The sequence below is a fragment of the Paenibacillus sp. P3E genome (genome assembly GCF_001909045.1).
Classification (GTDB): Bacteria; Bacillota; Bacilli; order Paenibacillales; family Paenibacillaceae; genus Paenibacillus_AQ; species Paenibacillus_AQ helianthi.
Genome location: NZ_LVWH01000016.1, coordinates 1 through 15,275, shown reverse-complemented (window position 1 = coordinate 15,275; position 15,275 = coordinate 1). Strand labels below are relative to the sequence as shown.

Sequence of the window (15,275 nt, the reverse complement as noted above, 5' to 3'; positions counted from 1 at the left end):
GTATTAAAGAAGAATTCGAAAATGTTTGATCAGGCAGCGTGTGTAGTATCCCAACACGAAGATAAAAGACGATTGAAAATTAATTTGTATTTCATTTTGGATCTATACAATGACGATAATGATTTTGACATCATGTCCATTGTTTCTATTCTAAAAGCCACAGGTCTGGCAAGATTAGATTTCATTGATACAATATTAGATAGTGAAGAATACTCATCTGTTTTGGAAGTGGAAATTAGCGAATTCAAGGCTTTAGCAAACTACCTTAAAATTCCTAATGTATCTACCCAGCACGGTGTTAAAGGCGAGAGTCACGAAACAGTTTTTTTTATTGCCGAAGATAGCAATTCAACGCCGGTAGTACATATGTACCGTTTCTTTAAATTGTGGAGCCACACTGATATTTCACTTAATTCGTTTGAATCTTTTTATTATGACTATGTTAAGTGGATTAACGCCACAATTCATTATTTAGGGTTTAAATTGTCTGACATTAATAAAGCGTTACATGGGCAGCATCAAGATTATTTGGTTGCAAAAGTTAAGGAGTTAATTGAGAATTTTAAAGATAACATGATTTTCAGAGAATTATGTGAGAGATCCTATTTGGACTATTTATCAAAACCTAATGTTACAACAGCTAAGGAATGTTTTAAGGAAAGCCAAGTTTATGGTGCATTATGTGCTTATAGGTTATTTTATGTTGGATGTTCGAGAGCAAAGCGTAATTTAACAATTTTTATAGATAAATCAAAAATAGATAGTTATGCTGTTCAATTATTTAAGAAATTTAGGGAAGTTGGATTTGAGGTAGAAAACTAGTATGGATTTACATTAAATACCTAAAAGGCATATGCTCATGTGGTCGTTTAATATTACAAAAAATGAGATATTTTATTTAACTTAATTTTTAGACAGAGCAAATAAACCTCCCAAGTATGCGGGAGGTTTATTTGTTATACAAAATGTAGAGATTCGCCAGAGTCGATCGGGAGCCACTGCCGGTTAAAGAAAGTAGAGCTTAAATCGGCATAATATGTAGTAATTGGAAGGCGACATTTTAATAATGAACCGATGTGCATGAACGAAAGATGATAAATATCTTGAATTATTGCTTCGATTGGTATCGAACCCTTTTTCTTGATAATTTTAATCGGTTGTGCTGTGCCGACGCGCGGATGAGGATTTGTGGCGATGAGGTATGCTAAATCATCTTTTACATAACACAGCCCTGGTTTGGTTTCCCAACCTTGCTTTCCAACGGTTAGAGCCATGCGGCGATTCGTTCTCTTGATAATCTCTACCATATCATATTGTAAACCTAAACTATTCATTACTTCGTCTAGACTATTTAAATCTTCTCTACAAAAACCATCCCGATGAAACGTAATATGTTTCGGTTTTTCATTGTAGTGTTGCTGATATTGATCTATCGCCGAGTATACAATTTGGCACATAGTTTCATGGCGGATTTTTTCACCAGCTTCATTAGAGGTATTTGCCCGGCTGGACAATACTCTACCGTCTTTTCCTACGACCTGTACAATTCCTGTAGAGTGTCTGCCAGCTTCATGAGATACATCCAGCCCAATAAAACAATCAGATGATAGGGATGAATTTAAGATCCACGGTTGAATTCCGGACTTAGTGTAAAGTCCTAATAATAGATTGCCTAGAATATAGTCATTAGCTTTTTGGAGAGTTTCTATGGTTATGAACTGGGTTGGTACTGAAGCATTTCCTCCAAACTCTTTCTTTACCAAGTCATACCACATGCCTGAAACTTTTTCCGAGATTATCACGAGTGTCAGCTCTTGAAATGAATTTTTCGTAAGCTCCTTAAGTAGGATGGCAAGTTGGTGTGGGTTTGTAAAATCAATTTGTTTGTTTCGATATGCTCCTGATTTTTTTAGAATTGATAGTGGTACACCCCATTTATGAGATAACGCACTTAATTTATCATTAAAGGCAGTTATAACATCGATTTTTGTATCTATAAGTTCTGGGTAAACAAGTAAATTAATTGATAATGGTTTTGAGGCTACTACACCACCCTTATCAAGTCCGAACTTAGGCTGTAATTGAGTAACATTTTTTCCGAATGAAAGAATTGGATTTGCCAACTCCATTATTTGGTACCCAGCTTGCTGGACTAGAAGCTTCTGTTTATTGAATTTAATTTTATCAGTGCGTAATAAAACATTTTGTATTTCTTCTAACAATGTCTTAATTTTTTGGTTTGCATTTTGTTTATAAATCTCTGATGTTTGACGCACTACATTGGCAGGAAGTGACTCAAAAGTAAGCTCCTTTTGTAGCATAGCTGGTGCATATGCAATGCGAGATCCATTATACGCTTTAAGATAGACAACAGGCATACTCTGTTCAAGGTTATCAACTTTCCAAGCTTGCTTTCGTTCTTTAGCGAAATAATCAACAACTGATTGATTAAGTTCTGGAATCACATCATTGATTGTAGATTTGGAGATCTCTTCGAACTCATAATGAAGATTGTTGTATCTATCAATAACTCGATCACCTTTAAAAATTGCTTTTGAGTTCATTAGATCATATACCGATTCATTTGTACGGTAACTATGATTTAAATCAAAACCTACTGTAATCCTGCCTTTATTGTCGATAGTAACATCACATTGTATGACTCTATGTATTGAAATATTTTCTACGACTTTTTCAGCTTTTAACCACGTGAATTTCCGACTTCCAGCTGCAATTTCTTTTTTTGGCTGAACGCTTTCAATAGTTCTTAAAAGTAATCGTTCTAAGATAGTTCTCTCTGCTAAGATGGTTGGATTAATTGAGCGATATTCATGTTGAGTGAATGTGTATTCACCCCAACTTTCAATAGGTTGCCAGCTTGCAATATATTGATTGAAAAAATCGATAACGAGCGATCTGTTTAATTTTCTTAGGTCGAAACAAGCATTTCCGTTTTCTTTAAGTTGCTCAAATACATTACGCACAGGTAGTGTATATAGATAAATATTTAGAGCATTTGTATTCGTATCTGATTCCCATTCCGTAAGTACGTAGTGTGTTAGTGGTGTATTCATAATCTGTTCTGTTCACTCTCCCTATTGGCTATACCGCATATCTACATGGCATATTTTAACTATACAATATATCCCATTCATCATCTATAAGGATCTTGAAATAAGAGTTCTAAGAAATAATAAATTACCAGATGGACATCGTATCGTGTCATAACCTCAAAAAATTCGATAACACTGGCGAAGACATGGAGGCCCTCATCTCCATCGGCACCATCGGGCTGATCGAGGCCATCGAGAGCTACCGCCCCAATAAAGGCACAAAGCACGCGACCTTTGCTGCCCGCTGTATAGAGAATGAAATCCTCATGCATTTGAGATCGCTTAAAAAGACCAAAAAGGACGTATCTTTGCATGATCCTATAGGGACGGATAAGGAAGACGAGATCACGCTGACTCGATATCCTCGGTTCCGACGCAGATGATATTGTGAAGGAAGTAGATCTGAAGATCGAGATGAGTAAGATTTACCGCAACCTGGACATTCTGGATGACCGGGAAAAGGAAGTTGTAGTGGGGCGGTTCGGCCTGGACACCAGCGGGGAAGAGCGGATACAGCGGGAGATTGCGAAGGAGCTGGGGATTTCGCGGGGTTATGTTTAAAGAATAGAGATAAGGGCGCTTATGAAGCTGTATCATGAGTTTTATAAGGCGAAGGCGATATTGTGATTGTAGAAATGTTCAAAATTCAGAGCATAAAGCAACTCGTCTGCGGATGAGTTGCTTTATGCTTATATAGGACTACCAAAAACAACCGTGGATTTACGATATTTACATACGATCGAATGCTCTCGCACAACCAAATTGTTGTCTTGTACCTGCTACATCTAAATGTTTGTGGACTTCAGTTTATTGAAAGAAGTCCAAAGTTTCTTTATAATAGGAAGAGCAAAGGTGAAATTTTACATTATTTTCCTATTTGGATTCTTAGGAAGTGATTTTCTAAATTAATCAATGAAACGGAATTAAAAATTTACTTGAAAGAAATAAAAGAGATTCCACAAAGGAGAATTTAAGCATGAAGAGCAAATGGTTAAAGGTAATGACAATTATAATTGGCACTACTATTGTTGCAGCTACACTTAAGCATCCTCATCCCTTCGCAATCGCTACGGTCAAAGCTTCCTCAAAGGTAATCCAGACGGAACCGCACATATACAGCAGTGCGAACGCTTTTATCAATCAATACAATAAGAATTCCAAGCTTGGACCGATTGAATCCTATACGATCATAAAGAAGTATGGAGTAATTAAGTTACAGGCCAGTCTTGGAGGAGCTGGTACGATGACCGCTGGAATGAATGTGGATAAAAGCTTGAGAAACCTCATATATCAGCAAAAATACCTGTACTATCCGCAAGAAACATTGGATGATATGAAGAAAAATGGCATTGAGGGTGATGGGGGAGTAGAAATAGCTTTGACAATGCAAACGCTGTTATCGATAATTTCACCTAATGCCACTGAAGAGGAACAACAAGAAGTGATCGCTATGTTTGACCATACGCCAAGATTAGATCCTAAACAGGCTAGCTGGAAGACTGCTAAAATCGGGAACATTTCCTTCAGTCTTCATATGTCAGAGGAGGGAATGTGCTCGTTCAAAGTCTCAAGGCAAGTTGCTAATTAACCTAAGTTCCCGGACCTAGCAATTTGTCCGTTGGTATAACTCGGAGCATCGACATAGTGGATTGAATTTCTTGACCCCAGATCAAAGACATATGGGTCTTTCTGAGGAGATATTGAGAAGAGAAAACAAGTATATGAGGCAGCAAAAGGACCTAGTCCATCGGCACCATCGGTCTGATCAAGGCCATTGAGAGCTACCGCCCAAACAAGGGCACGAAGCTCGCTACTTTTGCTGCCCGCTGTATTGAGAATGAAATCCTGATGCATTTGAGATCACTTAAAAAGACCAAAAAGGATGTATCTCTGAATAATCCGATTGGGACGGACAAAGAAGGCAATGAATTCACCTTAATCGATATATTAGAGCAAAATATACATAATCTGAATATTTTTGATACTGGAAACGGAAGTGGTGGTTGGGCGCTTACACTGGCCAAGAAGAACCGATGCAGCGGGTGATTGTCATCCGAGTCTACTGGTGGTTTTCCTTTATTGTTTGTTTGTACGATCAGCTACATGATTCTTTTGATAACCATCCAAATAACAAGCCATTGTCTTAAGCACGTCACTCTTAAAATTACGCTTGAAATCATCCAGACCGTTCTTTTCGATAATATCAATGACCTCTGGAGGTAAGGTAGCAGATAATTTACAGCCCGTAATAATTGAGGCTTCCGCTTGAAGGATTTCCATAATATCCTCTTGTGTTAATTCGTTATGTTCGCAAATTATTGAGACTAATTCTGACATGAACTGGTACAGTTTCAGTTTCTGATTCAGCATCGTTTCTGCGTCAACATTTTTTTCGAATACTGCCGTTCGCATGGACTCCAGCAGGATATACAAGGGGTTATGATCTGCCAGTTCAGTAAGTTCATTCAAAACGAGACTTTTGAAGTCATCAAAATTCCGGATTTGCATTTCTTTCACCATTTCCGTCAAACGAGTAAGCCTTTTGTCATACTCTCGGCACAACAGGCTGAAAAACAATGCCTCTTTAGTTTTAAAGTAAACAAACAAAATACCATTTGACACGCCCGTCTGCTTAGCAATATCGGACATTTTAATTTTTCCGTAGTCGGTTGTCATAAACATTTCAGCTGCTTTATCGAGGATGCCCTGAGCTTTTAAAGCCTTAGCTTCCGGAGACATCGCGCGTTTTGCCATAACTGCATCACTCCATTTCGATCAATTTTAATCTCTTATTGATCTGGAGTCAAAACTAAAATAACCATTGGTTTTTATTCTTGTATATTGGCCAATCAAAACAACATCTTGATGATTCTGTCGAAGCCACGATCTCCAACAAGGTTTTTCATAAACACCATGGGTTTTGCCATAAAACCAACAAGATAACGGGTTTTCGGTCTCCGTACGGTCACAGCTTTACTGATTGTACGTGCAATTAGCTCCGGCTTCGATAATTGATTCCCTGTATAATTCTTAATCATGCAATCCGCTATTTTGCTAGCTGCCTGAGTATAGGCGCCCTTAGCGGATACCTTTTTAAGATTTTCGGCAGCAATAATACCCCAGTCTGTTTTAATTCCCCCCGGCTCAACAACAATCACATCAATACCAAAGGGTGACAATTCAAGTCGGAGGCAATCCGAAAGACCTTCCACTGCAAACTTGGTCGCGTGATACCAGCCACCGAAACTGGTCCAGACTTTACCTCCCATAGAAGAAATGTTGACAATCTTCCCGGATTTATTTTTCCGCATACCCGGTACCACAAGCTGAATCATTCTCGCCAGACCAAACACATTTACTTCTACCTGGCGCCGGGCCTCTTCGATTGGAACATCTTCTAACGCTCCATATGAACCATATCCAGCATTATTGACCAAAACGTCAATTCTTCCTTCAATTTTAAGAATTTCATTGATACATTGAACCATGGATTCGTCATCGGTCACATCCAGTGAGATTGGACGAATTCCTTTTGCCTCAAGCCCCTGCATTTTTTCTATACGCCGGGCGGCTGCATAAACAGTAAACCCCTGCTTCTTTAGTTCAATTGCTGCTTCTTTGCCGATGCCGGACGACGCCCCTGTAATTAATGCAACTTTTTGACTCATAAGTGAAACCTCCATATTAGTTAATTGACTCTGAGTCAACTATAATTGACTTATAGTCAATTGTCAATTGGGGAATTTATTCAGATGAGAAGCGGGGCCATACCGTATCAAATACACGTTTGCCACCACTTTCATTCTCTTACGCCTTGGCTCCGCCCCTATTACAGCGGAGCAATTAAAAAGTGTTGCCCAACTTTATAAGTCAGGCAACACTTTAATTAGTTTTTAAAATCAGCGTTGAGTGTTGTCTCTTTCCATTCTTCTATACTTGCTAGTAAGTTTGTAAATTTAGTTGTGGCTCCCAGGTAAGCTCCTTCACCCAGAAGCAGGCGAAGCGGCGGGTTATCGGCTTGAGTGATCATGATAACTGCTTCTGCAGCTTTTGCAGGATCCCCCGGTTCTTGCCCGCCTCCTTGCTGTAAATAATTCAACATCTGGCCTACTGAGGATTCACTGTAATCAGAAATTTGTGTCTCAGTTTTAACTGAAGAACGACCACCCCAATCTGTGCGGAAGGCGCCGGGTTCAATCAATGTTACATGAATATTCAATGACGCTACTTCTTGGGCAAGACTCTCAGAAATACCCTCAAGGGCATATTTTGTAGCATGATAGTAACCAAGTGTAGGGAAAGAGGCTAATCCGCCGATGGATGAGAAATTTATAATATGGCCGGACCTCCGGTTTCGCATATACGGTAAGACAGCATTGGTCATATGCATAAGACCCCAGAAGTTAATTTCAAACATCTTTCGTGTTTCTTCCTCGATACTTTCCTCCACGGAAGCAAAATAACCAATGCCAGCATTATTTACTAATACATCAATATGGCCGAATTTTTCAATTGTCTCAGAAACCACGCTGTTAATCTGATCTTTGTTTGTTACATCTAACGGCAAAGTGAGCGTGTTTTCTTCATGTCCTTCTGTAATATCCCGGATCGCTTCAACATTACGTGCAGTGACTGCCACCTTGTAACCTGCGTTAATGGCATGCTTCGCGATGTGACGCCCAAAGCCGGTAGAGCATCCAGTGATAATCCAAACTTTTTCCTGCATAGGCAAAATAATCACTCCTTTAAGTAGTTATGCAACCCAGTCTACTACTTAAAGTATACTTGAAGTCAAATCTGACGTTAGAGTAAAGCTTTTTTGTCTGATGTCTGCTTGTACATTAATATATCGTATATTGCAATTTTGCGTATTATTTTTTCTAAATGCAGTTGGGTTTGCAGTACGGACTTTTCAACTTTCATTTTGTGCGCCGATAAAAAATTCTTTCGAGCATCCAGTGTCTCATCCCCTTGTAAGATAAGGTCTGTATACGCTTTGATCTCCTCGATTGTCATGCCTGTATTCTTCAGGGCAATAATTAATTCCAGCCACTCCAAAATCTCCTCCGAGTATTCTCTCCTTCCGCCGGAATTCCGGTTTACAACGGGTAGAATTCCAACCTCTTCATAATAACGTAGCGTTGAAGCGGGGAGTCCTGTTATTTTTACGATTTCATTTATGCTAAACATTGGATTCTTCCTCTCCTAATCTTAAAGTTGGCTTTAAGGTTCAGACCCCTTTTTTTTCGTTCATATTCAACGCACCCAGCAAAAGATTTAAATATTGCAAAGCTTGCGCTTTGGGGCAGTCGTTTTCTTTTAAAAAGCGCCATTCCAGAATCAGAAGGATCGTATTGCAATAGTGGTCGGCTACAAGTTCATAGGGGAGAGCATATCGCTCTATACAACCTCCAAGATAAAAGATTTCCCGCAATTTGGCACCCAAGTGAATGCGAAAATGCAGAAGCAGTACCTTCTCTTCCGTATTAGATTTCAAAATCTGCTTTAATCTCGTTTGATTGGCCTCAACGAAATCATATGCACGGTCAAAAAAAACGGACAAGCGCTCTTCCGGACTAAGGTTCGCATACTCCTCCAGATGAATCTGCTTGTACAGACATTGCCAACAGTAATTGAGCAGATCATATTTGTCGTCAAAATAATTGTAGAATGTGGCCCGGGGATAATTGCTTTGCTGGCATAGTTCATTCACGGTAATCTCATCAAAAGACTTGCCGGAAAGTATTTGGAACATGGCAGCCGAAAAAGCGTCCAAGGTCCGTTGTGCACCCTTGGTTGCTTTTTTGGAAAGATCATATTTCACGGTCTGTGCCTCCTTTTGCAATTTTCGCTTTTTGTCCAAGTTTGGACCAAACCCGCTAATTGATTCTTGATGAAGATGACATTTTCACTTATTGTACTTAATATATTTGCACGTGTCCATATATTTGCGACCGAAAACATGGAGTACTTAGAAGGAGAGAATAAAATGACAAAAATCAAAGCTGCAGAAGGACTAACACTACCTAATGGGACGTTCATTAAGAACCGCTTTTTCAAGTCGGCAATGAGTGAAACTATGGCCAACCGGAAGAATCAGCCTGGGCAGTTACATGTGAATCTATATCGGGAATGGGCAAACGGAGGAGCGGGAATTGTAATGACCGGCAATGTGATGGTTGACCGCAATGCACTGGGCGAGCCGGGAAACGTCGTTGTCGAGGACAGAAGAGATATTGAAATCTTGAAGAAATGGGCAGAGGCCGGAACCGCGAATAATACACATCTCTGGATGCAGATTAATCATCCCGGCAAGCAATCTCCGCGTACGGTTTCGAGAGAAGCGGTAGCCCCAAGTGCTGTTCCGATCAGCGGCAGCTATGGAAGTGCGTTTAAAAAACCTAGAGCGTTAACCACCGCTGAAGTCAAAAGTATTGTGAACCGGTTTGTTATAACTGCAGCCATCGCCAAAGAAGCAGGGTTTACAGGCGTTCAAATTCATGCTGCCCATGGATATTTAGTCAATCAGTTCTTGTCGCCGTATGATAATCAGAGAAAGGATGAATATGGGGGAGAGCTGAAGAACAGAATGAGATTTTTAGTGGAAATTTATCAGGGAATGCGTAAAGCCCTTGGTCCGGATTTTCCGATCGCACTGAAATTGAACTCAGCCGACTTCAAGGAAGGTGGATTTACCGAAGAGGATTCGATTGAAGTTGTAAAGACAATGGCTGGTTTAGGCATTGATCTGATTGAAGTATCGGGCGGAAGTTATGAGAACCCCAAAATGATGTCAGATCGTGGTGAAGGTGGGCATGAGGTTTTCTTTCTGGAGTATGCTCAGAGAATCAAGTCACTCGTAGATGTTCCGATCGTGGTTACCGGCGGCTTCAGATCACAAGAAAGTATGCAGGAAGCTCTTATGAACAATAAGACTTCCATGATCGGGATTGCACGTCCGTTTGTCTTGGTTCCGGATATTGCGAACCGGATTATGCAAGGCCGGTATGAAACTGTAAAAACCCCAAGGTTAACCACAGGTCTAAAAGCATTGGACAAAAAACTCGGCTCTATTATTGGGCTCAGCTATTATGAACAGCAAATGAAAAGGGTTGCAGAAGGTAAAGAATCCAAACGTCACCAAAATGCCTGGAGTCCCTTAACTCATGCTTTAATGCAGAACGGCCTGGCGGCACTTGTGCCACGTCGGTCAAATTAAGCCGCTATAAAGAGTGCCTGTTTTTCAACTGAAAAAATACTCTCTTCTAATTGCTGAATGTAAGCAGATCAAAGAGAGTATTTTTGCGTTAAGGAGTTGAATGAATGAGAATAAGAATTCAACATTATTTCATAAAAACGCACGACGCCCGGGACAGTAACGGGGCCGGTCTGCAAAGCGGATATTATTGGTTTGAAAGTTTACTCATTTCCTGGTTTCTGTGGAAAATGGTATATGTTCCCCTGCAGCAGTTCATTGCCGGGTAAGTCCGATGCGGGAATTTGCTTGTATAAGATGATGATTGTGTGAAAAGAAAGCCTGTTTCCAGATGAATCTGTAGAATCGGATCTTGCATTCAGAAAATCTTTAGAAATCTCCTCTGAAGTTCTTCAGAATTTTCCTCTAAAATGGTGTATGAATAATCCCATTTAGGAGTTGAGAACTTGAAGTATTCTAACAAAGGATCCTCTAATTCAGTATGGCTACCCCTGTTATGGCTTTTAATCGTTCCTGTAATAAATGTTTTTTATAATATACTGAATCACCCGGGGGTTCATGTGTATAGCCTTGAGACGAGCCTGGATCTCAAGATCCCGTTTGTTGCTTCCTTTATTATCCCTTACTTACTATGGTATCCGTTTATTACGGCTGTGCTGATTGCTCTTGCTTTCAAGGACAGGCAAATCTATTTTCAGACACTCATTGCGCAGTGTAGCGGTCTCATCATCTCTTATGTTTTCTTCGCTCTGTTTCAAACCGGGATTCAACGACCCGATGTTCATTCTGAACCCGATTTCATCTATAAAGTGGTTAATTTTGTGTATAGTAATGATCAGCAATACAATTGTTTTCCGAGTATTCATGTGCTCACCAGCTATCTGATGCTAAGGGGAACGCGTATTTTTGGACAAAAGATTTGGTTAATGATCACCGCAATGTCTATTCTTATAATTGTTTCTACTGTACTGGTAAAACAACATGTTTTAGCGGATATTGGGGGTGGTATTCTAGTCGCAGAATTATGTTACCGGTTATCTGGTACTGTTATTTCATTTGTGCAAAAAAAGCAACAACGCTCCCGCAAATAATACAATCTAACTCATGGATACTTTTCTGATTTAATTTCTTGAACCTCTTGGAAAGGCAATCTTAGTCGAAAAGTGAAGATGTCATGGCTATGTTCAAGGGATAAGGTTCCCTTGTGCAGCTCAGCGATATTCCTGGCAATAGAAAGGCCAAGACCTGCTCCGGTTTGAATTCCTTCGCTTTTTCTGGAATGATCAACTTTATAAAACCGTTCAAATAGACGTTTCTCTTGGTCCTTTGAGAGAGGCGTTCCCTTATTTTCAACTTCAATGATACATTGTTCCGGTTCCGTTATCATTCGTATGCAGATGCTGCCTGGTTTGAGGGAATACTTTAAGGCGTTCATGAGCAGGTTATCAATGGCTCTGGCGATTTTTTCACTGTCGATTAAGGTGATAATTGGACTATTAGTAATATCTTTCACAAGGTGTACGTTATTTTCTTGAGCAATTGGTTCGAATTCAAACAACAATTGATTTAAAAGCTGTGACAAATCACTTCTCTCCAGAGTAAGCCGGGAATCCACCGATGTAAGCCGGGTATATTCAAACAGATCATCCAGCAGTTTCTTCAAATGAATCGCTTTATTGTAGGTGTTCTGAATAAAACGCGTATATTCTTCTTGATCTTGGTATGATTCTGTACGTAGAAGCTCAATATATCCGATTATGCTTGTAAGAGGTGTACGCAAATCGTGTGAGATCCCCGTGATCATCTCCATCTTCGATTTTTCAACTTCACGTTCCTTTACAATCTGTTGTTCCAAACGTTCTGCCATTCGGTTGATATTTAACGCAACACGTCCCAGTTCATCTTCCCGCGCTACAGATACACGGTAATCCAAATTTCCTTCCGCTATGATTTGAAGTCCTTGCTCCAGTGATATTAAATCTCTGACGATTCCCCGGGTCAACGTAAAAAAGGTAAAGACAAAGATCACTAGAAAAAGTGGTGTCAGAAGAAAGGAGAGGACATTCAATACCCATCCCCATTGGGTTACATTTCCAAGGTGGATGATTAGAATGCTGAGAGAAATATTTATAGAACTAGTAATAATTAAACTGAGCACCATCCTAATTAAGATATTGGTCTGAATTCGTTTTTTTTGTCGCGGCTTTCGCACAGATTCAGTCAATTTTATATCCAACTCCCCAGACAGTCTTAATATACAAAGGTTCTCGTGGGTTCTTCTCCAATTTTTCTCTTAAATTACGAATATGAACCATTACGGTATTGTCGGAATACCCATAAGGCTCTTTCCATACACTCTCGTAAATCTGCTCCGAACTAAAAACGTGCCCAGGCCGGCTGGCAAGCCGGGTTAAAATCGCAAACTCTAGTGGAGTCAATGAAACATGTGTACCGTTTATCTTCACAGAATGTTTGTTTTTATCTATGATCAGGTCTTTAATGATGATCAGAGAATTAAATTCTTCCTTTCCAATTAAAGACTGACGCCGTAACTGGGCTTTTACACGAGCCAGTAGTTCCAGCGGATTAAAAGGCTTGATCATGTAATCATCTGCCCCGGTAGTTAGACCTGTGATTTTATCAATGTCCTCCTGCTTGGCTGACAGCATAAGAATTGGGGTATTGGTGATTTCCCTTATTTTGAGACAGGCTGTGATTCCATCCATCCGAGGCATCATGACATCCAGGATAACCAGTTGAACCGAAGTTGTTTGTATTAGATTCAACGCTTCCTGGCCATCTGCTGCTTCAAGTACATGGTAACCTTCATTCCGTAGATAAACATGAATTACATCTCGAATTTCAGAATCATCATCCGCAACAAGGATTGTATTCATTTAGACAGCTCCTCTTCTTCATTTAATTATAACATTTCCCCTTTTACGGCAGACATAGACGAAAGCGGGAGGGAAATTAAGTGGTACATACTTTATTGTATCAATATTAAAATATTTGGTAAGCTGCTTCTTCATTTGAAGTGAATATTGAAAGGCGATAAATAATCCTTCAGGTTTGAGGGATTCATAAATCTGTTCAACCAAAGTATTTCTTATTGCAGGTTCAAAATTAAAAAACGGCAATCCGCTAAAAATACAATCTAACTGATGGATATTCGCATCTTTCATGGTTTCTACTAAATGAGCAGCATTACGATGGCAAGAAAAGTTAGGATACTCCATCTTCAAGTTATTCCGCATCGTTTTATCCATCTCAAATAGCAGGACTTTAGTTGTGTTAGTTACCTTAGTATTCAATATACGAGTAATCGCACCAGTGCCTGATCCGAGCTCTGCAACTGCATTAATCTCATGCCAAGGTGCTTGGTTTACCATGCTGCGTGCCAGAAATCGGGAACTTGGCGTAACACTGCCCACCCGTTTTGGATCTTGAATAAAGCTTCGTAAGAATAAAAAATTTTCATTTAATCCCATTTGATTTTCCTCCATGAATTTCTGGAATTTTTAGGTGTTGAACCATTTGGAGAGGATATGATTTCCAAAGAATGTTCCTGCGGAGAAGAAGAGTAAGGTCCAACCTAAAGCACTAGAATATGAAATAAGGGCGAACCGTCTATAGCTTGTTCCGCTAAGTCCGATTAACATCGGAATGATATATCGTACAACGGGAATAAACATGCCTATATACATAGCCGTATGCCCTCGTTTGTTTAGAATTTGCTCGGCCCTTTGCAAATGTCTATTCTCCAGAAATTTGTTCTTCAGCTTTTGACCAAAGAATTTTCCTGCAAAAAAAGAAAGCGTAAAGGCAGTTAATAACCCTGATAAAACGCAGAGGTAAGTCATCCACGGATTAATCACTCCTATATGGCTCAGAGTAGCGCCGGTGAGGATTGTAATTTCATTAGGGATTGGAATTCCAAAAGGACCTAACGTAAAAGCAAGATAAAAAATCAGATATCCATACTGATGGATTAGCTCTAAGATCGTATTACTGACCAATATTCCACCTCCTTTGCTTGCTTTAGTAAATAAAGCTTAACTAAAAAATCTGAGGAATTAGGTAGAAGAATTCTAAAGGATTTCTGAAGAAGTTTTAATGAATTTATAACAGGAGCAGCATTGAAAAAAATTCAGCTGAACGAAGACAGTCTCAGGTATGGTGCGGAAGTTTGCTTGTAGCCTGATGATGGGTATAAAAAAAGCAGGTTTTCCAGACGAATCTGGGGAACCGGCTTTTCGTTGCAAGCTATAGATGTATACGCCGTGCGGCGGGACATTGGTCAATTGAAAGTTAGAACTCGTAAGTTTTCAGTTCTCCATTTCTTGATGCAAGTTTCAGAACATTTCCATCCTCGGGCATCCCTTCGAAATAGGCTCTAATCGTCCCTGTGGTACACTGGTGTCCGGATATGAGAATATTGATTTCTTTGCCAGCGTATTTTTCCTCAAGCTCTTTCATAAATCCAAACACTCTGGTGACATAATTGGCGACATTTTCGACTCCCTCGTAAAGGCTGGGATCGGGAATGCCGCCGGCCAGTCTAACCTCCCAGCCCATGGAACACATGGTGATGCTGAAGAAGAACGAATTACTGCTAAAAGTATTTTTCGGCAGTAATACTTCATCTGACATTATTATCGGGCATATCCAGGATCATAAGAAAAAGCTGGAGGAAGCATTGCGGATTTTTTTGGGGCTTGAGGAATGGCTGCTAAAGCAAGAGCCGGATGACCCTAATATCAAGTACTGGCTAATTACCAATGATTATGGCAAAAAGCAATTTAGCAGCCTTATTCAGTGGTGTGATGACAGTATTAGCTTGCTTAATAAATCCAATGTCAGGCGGGCCCGTATAGGGTTCGGCTTCTATGCATGCACTATTTTATTTATAGAAACGGAAAAATCATGTAAATATCCCTGAAAAA

At 39.8% G+C, this 15,275-nt stretch carries 15 protein-coding genes and 3 pseudogenes; 7 read left to right on the top strand and 11 right to left on the bottom strand.

What is annotated here, in order from left to right:
* Nucleotides 1–822, top strand: a pseudogene (locus tag A3842_RS03920) (hypothetical protein); the annotation flags it as partial.
* A 134-nt stretch (nt 823–956) separates the two neighbouring features.
* Here A3842_RS03920 and A3842_RS03915 read toward each other — a convergent pair.
* Complete coding sequence (locus A3842_RS03915) at nt 957–3,074, bottom strand: Piwi domain-containing protein (protein ID WP_074100515.1); 2,118 nt, start codon at nt 3,072–3,074, stop codon at nt 957–959.
* 131 nt (nt 3,075–3,205) lie between these two features.
* On the opposite strand from A3842_RS03915, the pseudogene A3842_RS03910 reads away from it, so the two are divergent.
* The 3 genes and pseudogenes from A3842_RS03910 to A3842_RS03900 form a co-directional block, all read left to right on the top strand.
* Nucleotides 3,206–3,674, top strand: a pseudogene (locus A3842_RS03910) (sigma-70 family RNA polymerase sigma factor).
* Nucleotides 3,675–4,089: 415 nt separating this feature from the next.
* A complete protein-coding gene (locus tag A3842_RS03905) occupies nt 4,090–4,701 on the top strand; it encodes a hypothetical protein (protein ID WP_074100514.1) in 612 nt (203 codons plus the stop codon).
* Nucleotides 4,702–4,856: 155 nt separating this feature from the next.
* A pseudogene (locus tag A3842_RS03900) lies at nt 4,857–5,063 on the top strand (sigma factor); the annotation flags it as partial.
* A gap of 126 nt (nt 5,064–5,189) precedes the next feature.
* Here A3842_RS03900 and A3842_RS03895 read toward each other — a convergent pair.
* The 5 genes from A3842_RS03895 to A3842_RS03875 form a co-directional block, all read right to left on the bottom strand.
* Complete coding sequence (locus A3842_RS03895) at nt 5,190–5,867, bottom strand: TetR/AcrR family transcriptional regulator (RefSeq protein WP_074100513.1); 678 nt, start codon at nt 5,865–5,867, stop codon at nt 5,190–5,192.
* A gap of 95 nt (nt 5,868–5,962) precedes the next feature.
* A complete protein-coding gene (locus A3842_RS03890; RefSeq protein WP_074100512.1) occupies nt 5,963–6,781 on the bottom strand; it encodes an oxidoreductase in 819 nt (272 codons plus the stop codon).
* A 218-nt stretch (nt 6,782–6,999) separates the two neighbouring features.
* Complete coding sequence (locus A3842_RS03885) at nt 7,000–7,839, bottom strand: oxidoreductase (RefSeq protein WP_074100511.1); 840 nt, start codon at nt 7,837–7,839, stop codon at nt 7,000–7,002.
* A 77-nt stretch (nt 7,840–7,916) separates the two neighbouring features.
* Nucleotides 7,917–8,303 carry a MerR family transcriptional regulator gene (locus A3842_RS03880; RefSeq protein ID WP_074100510.1) on the bottom strand — a complete coding sequence of 129 codons (387 nt, stop codon included), beginning with the start codon at nt 8,301–8,303 and terminating at the stop codon, nt 7,917–7,919.
* A 40-nt stretch (nt 8,304–8,343) separates the two neighbouring features.
* Complete coding sequence (locus A3842_RS03875; RefSeq protein WP_074100509.1) at nt 8,344–8,937, bottom strand: TetR/AcrR family transcriptional regulator; 594 nt, start codon at nt 8,935–8,937, stop codon at nt 8,344–8,346.
* 165 nt (nt 8,938–9,102) lie between these two features.
* Here A3842_RS03875 and A3842_RS03870 point away from each other — a divergent pair, with 165 nt between their 5' ends.
* Both A3842_RS03870 and A3842_RS03865 read left to right on the top strand, forming a co-directional pair.
* Complete coding sequence (locus A3842_RS03870) at nt 9,103–10,332, top strand: NADH:flavin oxidoreductase/NADH oxidase family protein (RefSeq protein WP_074100508.1); 1,230 nt, start codon at nt 9,103–9,105, stop codon at nt 10,330–10,332.
* Between the two features lie 443 nt (nt 10,333–10,775).
* A complete protein-coding gene (locus A3842_RS03865) occupies nt 10,776–11,420 on the top strand; it encodes a phosphatase PAP2 family protein (protein ID WP_074100507.1) in 645 nt (214 codons plus the stop codon).
* A gap of 11 nt (nt 11,421–11,431) precedes the next feature.
* Here the strand turns inward: A3842_RS03865 and A3842_RS03860 are convergent, their stop codons facing one another.
* From A3842_RS03860 to A3842_RS31830, 5 genes are all read right to left on the bottom strand, one after another.
* On the bottom strand, nt 11,432–12,553 hold the full coding sequence (locus tag A3842_RS03860) for a sensor histidine kinase (protein WP_074100506.1): 1,122 nt from the start codon (nt 12,551–12,553) through the stop codon (nt 11,432–11,434).
* Complete coding sequence (locus A3842_RS03855; protein WP_074100505.1) at nt 12,546–13,226, bottom strand: response regulator transcription factor; 681 nt, start codon at nt 13,224–13,226, stop codon at nt 12,546–12,548. The genes A3842_RS03860 and A3842_RS03855 overlap by 8 nt, the downstream gene beginning before the upstream one ends.
* An 18-nt stretch (nt 13,227–13,244) precedes the next feature.
* Nucleotides 13,245–13,820 carry a class I SAM-dependent methyltransferase gene (locus A3842_RS03850; RefSeq protein ID WP_074100504.1) on the bottom strand — a complete coding sequence of 192 codons (576 nt, stop codon included), beginning with the start codon at nt 13,818–13,820 and terminating at the stop codon, nt 13,245–13,247.
* Between the two features lie 30 nt (nt 13,821–13,850).
* Nucleotides 13,851–14,348: a DedA family protein gene (locus tag A3842_RS03845; RefSeq protein WP_074100503.1), complete on the bottom strand. Its 498-nt coding sequence runs from the start codon at nt 14,346–14,348 to the stop codon at nt 13,851–13,853.
* A 292-nt stretch (nt 14,349–14,640) separates the two neighbouring features.
* Nucleotides 14,641–14,907: a histidine phosphatase family protein gene (locus tag A3842_RS31830; protein WP_074100502.1), complete on the bottom strand. Its 267-nt coding sequence runs from the start codon at nt 14,905–14,907 to the stop codon at nt 14,641–14,643.
* Here A3842_RS31830 and A3842_RS03835 point away from each other — a divergent pair.
* The gene (locus tag A3842_RS03835) at nt 14,906–15,271 is read left to right on the top strand and encodes a virulence activator alpha C-terminal domain-containing protein (protein ID WP_256701491.1); all 366 of its coding nucleotides are present in this window, start codon (nt 14,906–14,908) and stop codon (nt 15,269–15,271) included. The two genes, A3842_RS31830 and A3842_RS03835, sit on opposite strands and share 2 nt — an antisense overlap.
* Nucleotides 15,272–15,275 lie beyond the last annotated feature (4 nt).

What these genes read in the sequence shown, in the direction of transcription:
- A3842_RS03915 (WP_074100515.1), bottom strand. Translation starts at nt 3,074, where the DNA reads ATGAATACACCACTAACACACTACGTACTTACGGAATGGGAATCAGAT.
- A3842_RS03905 (WP_074100514.1), top strand. Translation starts at nt 4,090, where the DNA reads ATGAAGAGCAAATGGTTAAAGGTAATGACAATTATAATTGGCACTACT.
- A3842_RS03895 (WP_074100513.1), bottom strand. Translation starts at nt 5,867, where the DNA reads ATGGCAAAACGCGCGATGTCTCCGGAAGCTAAGGCTTTAAAAGCTCAG.
- A3842_RS03890 (WP_074100512.1), bottom strand. Translation starts at nt 6,781, where the DNA reads ATGAGTCAAAAAGTTGCATTAATTACAGGGGCGTCGTCCGGCATCGGC.
- A3842_RS03885 (WP_074100511.1), bottom strand. Translation starts at nt 7,839, where the DNA reads ATGCAGGAAAAAGTTTGGATTATCACTGGATGCTCTACCGGCTTTGGG.
- A3842_RS03880 (WP_074100510.1), bottom strand. Translation starts at nt 8,303, where the DNA reads ATGTTTAGCATAAATGAAATCGTAAAAATAACAGGACTCCCCGCTTCA.
- A3842_RS03870 (WP_074100508.1), top strand. Translation starts at nt 9,103, where the DNA reads ATGACAAAAATCAAAGCTGCAGAAGGACTAACACTACCTAATGGGACG.
- A3842_RS03855 (WP_074100505.1), bottom strand. Translation starts at nt 13,226, where the DNA reads ATGAATACAATCCTTGTTGCGGATGATGATTCTGAAATTCGAGATGTA.
- A3842_RS03850 (WP_074100504.1), bottom strand. Translation starts at nt 13,820, where the DNA reads ATGGGATTAAATGAAAATTTTTTATTCTTACGAAGCTTTATTCAAGAT.
- A3842_RS03835 (WP_256701491.1), top strand. Translation starts at nt 14,906, where the DNA reads ATGGAACACATGGTGATGCTGAAGAAGAACGAATTACTGCTAAAAGTA.
- A3842_RS31830 (WP_074100502.1), bottom strand. Translation starts at nt 14,907, where the DNA reads ATGGGCTGGGAGGTTAGACTGGCCGGCGGCATTCCCGATCCCAGCCTT.